This window comes from Streptococcus sp. sy010, assembly GCF_007859175.1.
Taxonomy (GTDB): domain Bacteria; phylum Bacillota; class Bacilli; order Lactobacillales; family Streptococcaceae; genus Streptococcus.
Genome location: NZ_VOHO01000001.1, coordinates 454,565 through 465,138, shown reverse-complemented (window position 1 = coordinate 465,138; position 10,574 = coordinate 454,565). Strand labels below are relative to the sequence as shown.

At 39.4% G+C, this 10,574-nt stretch carries 11 protein-coding genes and 1 pseudogene; 11 read left to right on the top strand and 1 reads right to left on the bottom strand.

The window, feature by feature from the left end; all coding sequences use genetic code 11:
• Positions 1 to 953: MucBP domain-containing protein (locus FRX51_RS02355; protein WP_146495507.1), on the top strand; the 953-nt coding region annotated here is incomplete at its 5' end.
• 108 nt (positions 954 to 1,061) lie between these two features.
• On the opposite strand, the gene FRX51_RS02350 is transcribed toward FRX51_RS02355, so the two are convergent.
• Positions 1,062 to 1,679 carry a Pr6Pr family membrane protein gene (locus FRX51_RS02350; protein WP_146495505.1) on the bottom strand — a complete coding sequence of 206 codons (618 nt, stop codon included), beginning with the start codon at positions 1,677 to 1,679 and terminating at the stop codon, positions 1,062 to 1,064.
• 590 nt (positions 1,680 to 2,269) lie between these two features.
• Between FRX51_RS02350 and FRX51_RS02345 the strand changes: the two are divergent.
• The 10 genes and pseudogenes from FRX51_RS02345 to pstA form a co-directional block, all read left to right on the top strand.
• Positions 2,270 to 3,139: pseudogene (locus tag FRX51_RS02345) on the top strand (DUF2130 domain-containing protein); the annotation flags it as partial.
• 58 nt (positions 3,140 to 3,197) lie between these two features.
• A complete protein-coding gene (truB, locus tag FRX51_RS02340; RefSeq protein WP_146495501.1) occupies positions 3,198 to 4,091 on the top strand; it encodes a tRNA pseudouridine(55) synthase TruB in 894 nt (297 codons plus the stop codon).
• Positions 4,078 to 5,004 (top strand): bifunctional riboflavin kinase/FAD synthetase, encoded by a 927-nt coding sequence (locus FRX51_RS02335; RefSeq protein WP_146495499.1) that lies wholly within the window; start codon positions 4,078 to 4,080, stop codon positions 5,002 to 5,004. Before truB ends, FRX51_RS02335 begins: the two co-directional genes overlap by 14 nt.
• Positions 5,005 to 5,070: 66 nt before the next feature.
• A complete protein-coding gene (locus FRX51_RS02330; protein WP_146460635.1) occupies positions 5,071 to 5,478 on the top strand; it encodes a Spx/MgsR family RNA polymerase-binding regulatory protein in 408 nt (135 codons plus the stop codon).
• Positions 5,479 to 5,481: 3 nt separating this feature from the next.
• A complete protein-coding gene (locus FRX51_RS02325) occupies positions 5,482 to 5,757 on the top strand; it encodes a UPF0223 family protein (protein WP_146495497.1) in 276 nt (91 codons plus the stop codon).
• Positions 5,747 to 6,514: an inositol monophosphatase family protein gene (locus FRX51_RS02320; RefSeq protein ID WP_146495495.1), complete on the top strand. Its 768-nt coding sequence runs from the start codon at positions 5,747 to 5,749 to the stop codon at positions 6,512 to 6,514. The genes FRX51_RS02325 and FRX51_RS02320 overlap by 11 nt, the downstream gene beginning before the upstream one ends.
• A 54-nt stretch (positions 6,515 to 6,568) precedes the next feature.
• A complete protein-coding gene (locus tag FRX51_RS02315) occupies positions 6,569 to 7,885 on the top strand; it encodes an RsmF rRNA methyltransferase first C-terminal domain-containing protein (RefSeq protein WP_146495493.1) in 1,317 nt (438 codons plus the stop codon).
• Between the two features lie 11 nt (positions 7,886 to 7,896).
• A complete protein-coding gene (locus FRX51_RS02310; protein WP_146460627.1) occupies positions 7,897 to 8,763 on the top strand; it encodes a phosphate ABC transporter substrate-binding protein PstS family protein in 867 nt (288 codons plus the stop codon).
• 1 nt (position 8,764) lies between these two features.
• Positions 8,765 to 9,700 carry a phosphate ABC transporter permease subunit PstC gene (gene pstC / locus FRX51_RS02305; protein WP_146460625.1) on the top strand — a complete coding sequence of 312 codons (936 nt, stop codon included), beginning with the start codon at positions 8,765 to 8,767 and terminating at the stop codon, positions 9,698 to 9,700.
• Positions 9,690 to 10,574: a phosphate ABC transporter permease PstA gene (gene pstA, locus FRX51_RS02300; protein ID WP_146495491.1), complete on the top strand. Its 885-nt coding sequence runs from the start codon at positions 9,690 to 9,692 to the stop codon at positions 10,572 to 10,574. The genes pstC and pstA overlap by 11 nt, the downstream gene beginning before the upstream one ends.

The following is a 10,574-nucleotide window of genomic DNA, read 5'->3' as shown; positions in this document are numbered from 1 at the left end:
ACCCAATCCTTCCGAACGAAGAGGGCAACGTGCCATCGAAAGACATCCCAGGTTACGAGATTGTCTCAAGCACAACGGATGCGAATGGCAACACAGTTCACACTTATCGTAAGGTGACAACGCCAGTGACCTCATTCGTGGATGAGGATGGTAATGTCATCTCGCCAAACGAAGACGGTAAACAACCGTCTAAGGCCATCTCAGGCTATGAGCTAGTAGGTTCAAGCACGGATGAAAACGGCAATGTGGTGCATACTTATCGCAAGGTAGTGAAGACAACCACGTCATTCGTGGACGGTGATGGTAATCCACTCCTTCCGAATGAAGAGGGTAACGTGCCATCGAAAGACATCCCAGGTTATGAGATTGTCTCAAGTACAACAGATGAGAATGGTAACACAGTTCATACTTATCGTAAGGTAACAACGCCAATTACCTCATTCGTGGATGAGGATGGTAACATCATCTCACCGAACGAAGACGGTAAACAACCATCTAAGGACATTTCAGGCTATGAGCTAGTAGGTTCAAGCACAGATGAAAATGGCAATGTGGTTCACACTTATCGTAAGGTAGTGAAAACCACGACATCATTCGTTGATGGCGATGGTAACCCAATCCTTCCAAATGAAGAGGGCAACGTGCCATCTAAAGATATCCCAGGTTATGAGATTGTCTCAAGCACAACGGATGAGAATGGCAACACAGTCCACACTTACCGTAAAGTTGTGAAGAAAGAGGAGCCAAGTGTTCCAGCACCAAGTTCTCCTAAAGCGCCAACTCCAGCTAAACCAGCTGAGGCGAAGCCAGCACCAACCACTAAGACAACAAACAAACTAGACGTTCTTCCAAATACAGGAACTGAAAACACAGCAACAGCGTCAGCTCTTGGTGTGGGTATGATTTTGACTGCTCTTGGTCTTGCAGGTAAACGTCGTCGTAAGGAAGATTAAACATTGTGCAATAGTCTTTGAACGACCAAAAACCACCTATCGTAAGATAGGTGGTTTTTTAGTGAGAAATAAAACCCTTTATCATCATAAGATAAAGAGCCTAGGTTGTTATTTTTTTCCGATAAATTTTTTAAGTAACAGTAAGCCATAACCAAATAAAAGGTATCCAATAAAAATGGCTAATGAATTTGTTAAGACACTCGTCCAACCATACTTACTGACATTGATAAAGAAATAAGGAAAAGGACTGTCAGTAGCACCAGGAATAGGTAGTTTAGTCACTAAGCCGTTAAAAAGGGCAAAGAAGCTATAGAGTAAAGGAACGATTGTCCAACGAAATGGATCAAAAATGCGATAGCTATTCTTTTTATCCAAGATAAGGGTGTCTAAAATCATGCCGATGGGAATAATATAGTGAACTAGGAAGTTACGGATATTCCAAAAATCCTCGGGTTTGACCAATGGAGCCAGTAAAAAATGATAGATGACAAAAGTAATGGTAATAGCCATAGTGACCCCACCTTTGATGCGTAGGAGTCGGTCTTGGTTAAGAGTGTGACGTTTGCTTTCTAGTAGAACTATAAAAATGAGAAAACTAAAAACGAGTATATTAGAAAGCACCGTGTAATAAAGGAGCATTCCCCAACCGTCCTTAGCGATTTGTAGGCTGACGCCTAAAATGCCCAAAGCAGCTAAGAGGCTGCGATAACGTTGTCTGTGTGACATAAAAAATCCTTTCAAAAATAGAACATAATGTCACTATTATAGCCTAGTTAAACCTCAAATTTCAAGTGCTTGGCTCAAAATATGTTAAAATGAAAATGAAGACTCATCATAAAGGAGAAGACATGAATCAGATTATTTGTCCACATTGTGAAACGACTTTTACGGTTAATGAAAATGACTATCAAAAACTTTTGAATCAAGTTCGTGGTCAGGAATTTGACAAAGAAATTCAAGAACGCTTACACCGTGAGATTGGTTTGATTGAGGAGAAGCTCAATAATCAATCGCAGCAAGAATTGATGAAAAAAGACCATGAAATTTCACAACTGACCTTGAACTTGGAACGTTTAACAGAAAAAAATGCGGCAGAGCTTGCTAAGACTGAAGCTGATAAGGATAGGCAGCTAGAAGTACTGACTAAAAAACTTGAAACGTTGGAGTTAGAAAATCAAGTAAAATTACAAGCCAGTCTAGCTCAAGTTGAAAGAGAGCGGGATCAACTTACGATGAAGTTAGAGAATTTAGCTGAAAAAAACGCTTCAGAACTCGCTAAAACTGTAGCTGACAAAGATCGGCAACTAGAAGCCCTAGCCAATCAATTATTATTAAAAGAAAAGGAACAGGAGCTATCCTTGGCTAAGCTACAGGGCGATTATGAGCGTGACCTGCAAGCAGCTAATGAGCAGGTAGAATTTTACAAGAATTTCAAGGCTCAACAATCAACCAAGGCTCTTGGCGAAAGTTTAGAACATTACGCAGAAAACAAGTTCAATGAAATTCGTCACTTGGCCTTTCCTAACGCAACTTTTATAAAGGACAATCAAGTATCAGATAGTGGTTCCAAGGGAGATTACATTTACCGAGAAGTAGATGAGCATGGGATTGAGATTCTCTCGATTATGTTTGAGATGAAAAATGAAGCAGATACGACCAAGACTAAGCATAAAAATAAGGATTTCTTTAAAAAATTAGATAAGGATAGACGAGAAAAAGGTTGTGAGTACGCTGTCTTAGTCAGTATGTTAGAGGCTGACAATGATTATTATAATATCGGTATTGTTGACGTCAGCCATGAATATAAAAAGATGTATGTGGTGCGTCCACAATTCTTTATTCAGTTGATTGGTTTGCTACGTAATGCAGCTATGGATGCTTTGAAATACAAACAGGAATTAGCCATCATTCGTGAACAAAATATTGATATTACTCATTTTGAGGAAGATTTAGATGCCTTTAAGATGGCATTTGCTAAAAATTATCAGAGTGCGAGTAAGAATTTCAAAAAAGCGATTGAGGAGATTGATAAATCAATCAAGCGTATGGAAGCTGTTAAGGCAGCTTTGACAACCAGCGAAAATCAATTACGTCTAGCTAATAATAAATTAGAAGATGTTTCGGTGCAAAAATTGACACGGAAAAATCCAACGATGAGAGCAAAATTTGCTGAATTAAAAGAATAAGGCGAGTAACAAGGAGGGCTGCTTTTCCCTCCTTTGTTTTTGTGATATAATAGCAGTTATGATGAACGGAATTATCAATCTAAAAAAAGAGGCAGGCATGACCAGTCATGATGCAGTGTTCAAACTAAGAAAGATTCTCCGAGAGAAAAAAATTGGTCATGGGGGAACCTTGGATCCTGATGTGGTCGGTGTCCTTCCTATTGCTGTTGGCAAGGCGACAAGGGTTATTGAATACATGACAGATAGTGGTAAGGTTTATGAGGGAGAGATTACCTTGGGCTTTTCAACCACTACAGAAGATGCTAGTGGGGAACGCGTTGATTATCTAGCGGTGAATGATGCCTTAAAGGCAGAGCAGATTGATCAAGTTATGGCAGGTTTCATTGGTGAGATTATTCAGATTCCACCAATGTATTCAGCAATTAAAGTCAATGGTCGTAAACTTTATGAATATGCTAGGGCTGGTGAGAGTGTTCAACGTCCTAGTCGTCAGGTGCAGATCATTGATTTTCAACGTACCAGTGATTTAATCTTTGAACAAGGCTTGTGTCGTTTTCATTTTCGTGTGGCATGTAGTAAGGGGACTTATGTTCGCACCTTGGCAGTTGATTTGGGAGCTAAGTTAGGTTATCCCAGTCACATGTCTTATTTAGAACGTACGGCTTCAGCGGGACTAACCTTAGACCGAGCCTTAACCCTGTCAGAGATTGAAGACAAATTAGTCAAGGATGACCTCTCTTTTTTACTGCCTATTGAACATGGGGTAATGGGCTTACCAAGGGTTGATTTGACTTTTGACCAAAAAGAAGAAGTTGGCTACGGTCGTTTTATCACGCTTGATTGTCAAGACCAACTAGTCGCCGCTTTTTATCAAGACCAGCTAGTAGCCATTCTTGAACAGCGTGAGCTATTTTATAAACCTAGAAAAGTATTAAACAATGAAAATTCATGAAATAACTAATTACCATCAAATTCAAGAAAATGAAGAAACGATTTTGGTTTTAGGCTATTTTGACGGCCTCCATTTAGGGCATAAGGCCCTTTTTGATGTGGCAAAAACAGTTGCCAAAGACAAAGGGCTAAAAGTGGTTGTCCTAACATTTCCAGAAAGTCCACAATTAGCCTTTGCTAAGTTTCATCCTGACTTGCTTCGCCATATCAGCTACCCAACCAAACGCTACGCCAAGTTTGCGGAGTATGGTGTTGATGACTTGTATTTGTTGCCCTTTACGAGTGACTTTGCTAGCTTAAAGGCCAAGGATTTTATGGCGACTTATCTGAAAGCTCTAAACCCTCATACCATTGTGGTTGGCTTTGACTATAAGTTTGGTTGTGATGGGCAAATGGCAAGTTACCTAGCCAGTCAAAGTCAGTGTCAAGTGATTGAAGTACCAGAAGTCCAAGATAGCGATCAAAAAATTAGTTCGACTAGAATTCGTCAGTTATTAGCCCAGGGTCAAATCCAACAAGTTAACCGTTTGCTTGGTTATGACTATTCGATTAGAGGATTAGTTGTGCATGGGGATGCTAGGGGCAGAACCATTGGTTTTCCAACAGCCAATATTGCCTTACTAGATCAAGTTCATTTACCAAGCGACGGGGTTTATGTCACCGAAGTGCGTGTGAAAAATCAAGTCTATCGTGCCATGACCAGCATTGGCAAAAATGTGACTTTTGGTGGTAACGACTTACGAATTGAATCACACCTGTTTGATTTTACTGGTGAGATTTATGGTGAAACCATTGAAATTTTTTGGTTGGATAAAATTCGAGAAATGGAAAAATTTTCTGGTATTGAAGAGTTGATTTGTCAATTAGAAGCCGATCAAAAAATCGCTAAAAATTGGAAAAAGCTAGCTATTTAAGGTTAAATTTGATATAATGAAAGGGCTTAGAATTGCTAGAATCATTATTTTATAGGAGTATATCGAATGATAACCTTATTTTTATCTCCTAGTTGTACTAGTTGTCGTAAGGCTAGAGCTTGGTTGATGAAACATGATGTCTCCTTTGTAGAACATAATATTATGACAAGTCCTTTGAGTCGTGAAGAATTGATTAAAATTTTATCTTTAACAGAAAATGGAACAGAAGATATTATTTCAACACGATCGAAGATTTTTCAACGTTTGAATATTGATGTTGAGGAGATGTCTATTACAGAATTACTAACTTTGATTGCCGAGAATCCAAGTCTATTGCGTCGTCCAATTATCATGGATAGTAAACGCATGCAGATTGGTTTCAATGAAGATGAGATTCGTGCCTTCTTATCAAGAGATTACCGTAAGCATGAATTAAGACAGGCAACTATTCGTGCGGAAATAGGAGGGAGCTAACTCATGAAAAATTATAGCTATCCGATTGATGTATCTTGGAGCACTAGCGAGTTGACTGCTGTGCTTCATTTTTTAGGTTTAGTTGAACAAGCCTATGAGGGGCATGTTACAGCTGAAAACTTACTGGAAGCTTATCAAGCCTTTAAGCAGGTCGTTCCTAGTAAGGCACAAGAAAAACAGCTAGATCGTGAGTTTGAAAAAAATAGTGGTTATTCAACTTATCGGGCTGTTCAAGAAGCTAAAAATCTTGAGAAAGGTAGATTGTCGCTTGGAAAATAAGTACAGTTTTGCTTGTCAACTGATTCGTCAAGCAGGTCAGTTATTAAGGCAACGTCTATCAGAGGAGTTGATTGTTGAGGAAAAATCAGGCTTTGCTGATTTAGTCACGCATTTAGACTTAGCAATACAAGATTTTTTAGTTGAACAGATCAAGACCCACTACCCAACAGATGCTATTTTGGCAGAAGAGAAAAATTTTTACCATGATTTGATGACAGGAACGGTTTGGGTTCTTGATCCCATTGATGGGACGACCAATTTTATTGTTCAAAAAGATGATTTTTGTATTCTTCTAGCTCATTATCACAAGGGTCAACCACAATTTGGTTTGATTTATCAAGTCATGGCTGACAAGCTCTATCATGGTGGTGGAGAGTTTGAGGTTTATTGCAATGAAGACAAGTTATTGCCTTATCAAGATAAACCCTTAACACGCTCTCTTTTTGCCTGCAATAGTCAAATGTATCGAGATAATGTTGCTCACTTAACTGATTTTCTCAATCAAACCTTGGGTGTTCGTATGTATGGTGGGGCAGGTATCAGTTTATCCTATGTGTTGTCAGGACGTTTGTCTGGCTACATTTCCAATATTCAAGTTTGGGACTATTTACCTGCCAAGATTATGGGAGAAAAGTTGGGGTATTGCTTATTGACCTTATCTGGTCAAGAGCCAGATTTTAAAACCCGACAAGAAGTGATGTTTATCCCAAAAGTTAAGCAAGAGGAAATTTTGGCTTATTTATCGGGCATTAGATAAGCGACTTGCGGAATTTTTTTGCCAGAAACCCCTTTCTTATAGTATAATAAAAGTATGAAAACGATATTACCACAGGCCTTTATTGATAAGTATCGTGAGCTTTTAGGAGAAGAAGCAGACGCCTTTTTTGCTAGCTTTGATCAACTTGCTCGCTCTGCCTTTCGCATAAATCCCTTGAAAAAACAGATGGTTGATTTTCCCAATCCGATTCCTAATACGGCTTGGGGTCACTATGGTAAGATTAGTGGCAAATCTCCTGAACATGTGACAGGTTTGATTTATTCTCAAGAACCAGCAGCTCAAATGGTTGGACAGGTAGCAAAACCAGAACCTGGAATGCGCGTGTTGGATTTGTCGGCTGCACCAGGGGGGAAATCAACTCACTTGTTATCTTATCTTGGTAATCAAGGCATTTTAGTTAGTAACGATATTTCTAAAAAAAGAAGTCAAGTATTGGTTGAAAATATAGAACGTTTTGGAGCAAGAAATGTTGTGGTGCTTAATGAAAGTGCCGATCGTCTAGCCAAGGTCTTCCCTAATTATTTTGATTTGATTGTTTTTGATGGGCCTTGTTCTGGTGAAGGTATGTTTCGGAAAGATCCAGAAGCTATTCAATATTGGACAGTTGATTACCCTAGCCAATGTGCTGACTTACAAAAATCCATTTTACAAGATACTCTGACTATGCTAGCTCCAGGTGGGCGATTGGTGTATTCAACTTGTACGTGGGCACCCGAAGAAAATGAGGACGTGGTTAGTTGGCTTTTACAAGAATACCCAGAACTTACTTTGCTTGATGTGCCTAAATTAAATGGTATGGTTGAAGGCATTGATTTGCCACAAACGGCTCGAATGTATCCGCATCAGTTTGAGGGAGAAGGACAATTTGTTGCTCACTTTCAAGATCAAAGACTACCAGTATCAATCCGTATTAAATCAGGTCACTCTAATTTGACTAAGGGACAAAAAGCCTATTGGCAAGAGTTTGCCAAAGAACATTTAAAGGTGGATTTAAGTGGCATGTTGCAGGTTTTTGGTGATCAATTATATCTGTTACCTCAAGAGTTGCCTGATTTGTCTTCCTTGAAAATTGCACGTAATGGCTTGCACCTAGGAACGTTTAAGAAAAATCGCTTTGAACCATCGTTTGCATTGGGGATGGCTCTAAGTTCGGATGAAGTCAAACGAACAGTAACTATTAGTGAAGCAGATTTCAGCAAATATGTGTCAGGGCAAACAGTGACTTTGCAAGAACCCTTGTCAACAGGCTGGTATCAACTGTTAGTGGGAGGTAATGGTTTGGGCTTTGTTAAGGTCGTTGGTCAAGTGATTAAAAATTATTATCCTAAGGGATTAAGATTTCAGGTATAAAGGAAAAAGAAATGAAAAAACAACTTAAATTGGCATTTACAGCGTTGATTGTTCTATCAACGTTTAGTCTAGCTGCGTGTTCTAAATGGATTGATAAAGGTCAATCAACGACTGCTGTAGGCTCAACGGCCTTACAACCTCTAGTTGAGGCTGTTTCTGATGAATTCTCTAAAAATAATATTGGTAAATACATCAATGTCCAAGGTGGTGGGTCTGGTACAGGTTTATCACAAGTTCAATCGGGTGCAGTAGATATTGGGAATAGCGACCTTTTTGCTGAGGAAAAGTCAGGAATTGACGCAGCTGCACTGGTGGATCATCAAGTAGCGGTTGTTGGAATAGTGCCAATTGTTAACAAAGCTATTACTGTTGACAATCTGACTGTTGAACAACTTAAACAAATTTTTACAGGTCAAATTAAGAATTGGAAAGAAGTTGGAGGTCAAGATTTGCCGATTACGGTTATCAACCGTGCTTCTGGTTCTGGTAGTCGAGCGTCTTTTGATGCAACAATCATGAAAGATGCCCAACCTCTTAAAGCACAAGAGTTGGACTCAAATGGTATGGTGCGTAGTATTGTAGCTCAGACGCCTGGAGCAATCTCTTATTTAGCTTTCTCTTATACAGATGATACGGTTAAAAAGATTAAGTTAAATGGCTATGAACCAACTTCAGAAAATGTTCAAGTCAATAATTGGCCAATTTGGTCTTATGAACACATGTACACCAAAGGACAACCAACAGCCTTAACGAAGGAATTTTTGGACTACATGATGAGTGAAGAAGTTCAAAATACAGTGATTAAGGATATGGGTTACATTTCCATTAACGATATGAAAGTGAAAAAAGATGCCAAAGGTGTCGTAACGGAGAAATAAAATGTCTAATGAAATTTCAAAACGTTTATTATCAACTTCAAAAAATTCCAAACTGGAGAAGTTTGGTAAGACCATTACCTTTTTCTGCCTCCTTTTAATTGTTTTTGTGGTTGCTATGATTCTCCTTTTTGTCGCTCAAAAAGGTTTAGCAACTTTTATCAAGGATGGTGTCAATCCCATTAGCTTCCTATTTGGTACAGATTGGAATCCGTCGCAAACGGGTCCAGATGGTTTGCCGATCTTGGGAGCTTTACCTATGATTTTAGGCTCTTTCTTTGTTACTTTCTTGTCAGCCTTGTTGGCAACCCCATTTGCGATTGGAGTGGCTCTCTTTATGACAGAAATCTCACCTAAGCGAGGGGCAAAAATCATGCAACCTGCTATTGAACTTTTGGTCGGTATTCCGTCGGTTGTTTATGGCTTCATCGGTTTAACGGTGGTTGTGCCTGCCGTTCGTTCGGTATTTGGCGGTTCAGGATTTGGTATCCTATCAGGTGTCTTTGTACTCTTTATCATGATTTTGCCAACAGTCACTTCAATGACGGTTGATTCACTAAAAGCAGTTCCACGTCACTATAAAGAGGCGAGTCTGGCTTTAGGAGCAACTCGTTGGCAAACAATTTCTCGTGTCATTTTACAGGCAGCTAAGCCAGGGATTTTAACAGCAAGTGTCTTTGGCATGGCGCGTGCTTTCGGAGAAGCCTTGGCTATTCAAATGGTAGTAGGAAATGCAGCCCTCATGCCAACCAGTTTAATCAGTCCGGCTTCAACCTTGACTTCTGTTTTGACTATGGGAATTGGTAATACGGTTATGGGGACTGTTCGTAATGATGCCCTTTGGAGTTTAGCCCTAATTCTTTTATTGATGAGCTTGTTCTTTAATAGCATGATTAAACTAATTACACGTCCGAAAGGTAAGAAAAACTATGTACGCTAAAAAAACTGATAAAATTGCCACAGGTGTTCTCTATGGTATTGCCGGCTTTGTCTTACTTATCTTGATAGGTTTAATTGGCTATATTCTAGTTCGTGGTTTATCACATATTTCATGGTCTTTTGTAACAGGTCAATCGAGTGCCTACAAGGCAGGTGGGGGCATTGGTATTCAGCTTTATAATAGTATCTTTCTCCTAGTGATTACACTTCTGATTTCTTTACCCTTATCACTGGGAGCAGGTATTTATCTATCTGAATACACAAAGGCAGGTCCTGTTACCAATCTCATTCGTAATGCCATTGAGATTCTTAGTTCGTTACCATCTGTTGTGGTTGGTCTCTTTGGTTTCTTGGTCTTTGTTGTTCAAATGGATTATGGCTTTTCAATTTTGTCAGGTGCTATGGCTTTGACTATTTTCAATTTACCAATGATGACCAGAAATGTCGAGGAAAGTTTGAAAGCTGTTCACCATACTCAACGTGAAGCTGGCTTGGCTCTGGGACTTTCTCGTTGGGAAACCATTATTTATGTGGTTGTTCCAGAAGCGCTACCAGGTATCATAACTGGGGTAGTCTTAGCGAGTGGTCGTATTTTTGGTGAAGCAGCAGCTCTCATCTATACGGCTGGTCAGTCAGCTCCAGCACTTGATTGGTCTAACTGGAATCCTTTAAGTGTAGCTAGCCCAATTTCTATTTTCCGCCAAGCAGAAACCTTGGCAGTTCATATTTGGAAGGTTAATGGTGAAGGGCTGTTACCAGATGCAGTACAAGTGTCTGCGGGAAGTGCAGTTATCCTATTATTCTTTATCCTTATCTTTAATTTTTCGGCCCGTTATCTAGGTCGAAAAATTCATGCCAAATTGACATCACAATAG

Bases quoted from the DNA above. Each gene is read 5' to 3' on its own strand.
- FRX51_RS02350 (WP_146495505.1), bottom strand. From the start codon at position 1,679: ATGTCACACAGACAACGTTATCGCAGCCTCTTAGCTGCTTTGGGCATT.
- truB (WP_146495501.1), top strand. From the start codon at position 3,198: ATGATGAACGGAATTATCAATCTAAAAAAAGAGGCAGGCATGACCAGT.
- FRX51_RS02335 (WP_146495499.1), top strand. From the start codon at position 4,078: ATGAAAATTCATGAAATAACTAATTACCATCAAATTCAAGAAAATGAA.
- FRX51_RS02330 (WP_146460635.1), top strand. From the start codon at position 5,071: ATGATAACCTTATTTTTATCTCCTAGTTGTACTAGTTGTCGTAAGGCT.
- FRX51_RS02325 (WP_146495497.1), top strand. From the start codon at position 5,482: ATGAAAAATTATAGCTATCCGATTGATGTATCTTGGAGCACTAGCGAG.
- FRX51_RS02315 (WP_146495493.1), top strand. From the start codon at position 6,569: ATGAAAACGATATTACCACAGGCCTTTATTGATAAGTATCGTGAGCTT.
- FRX51_RS02310 (WP_146460627.1), top strand. From the start codon at position 7,897: ATGAAAAAACAACTTAAATTGGCATTTACAGCGTTGATTGTTCTATCA.
- pstC (WP_146460625.1), top strand. From the start codon at position 8,765: ATGTCTAATGAAATTTCAAAACGTTTATTATCAACTTCAAAAAATTCC.
- pstA (WP_146495491.1), top strand. From the start codon at position 9,690: ATGTACGCTAAAAAAACTGATAAAATTGCCACAGGTGTTCTCTATGGT.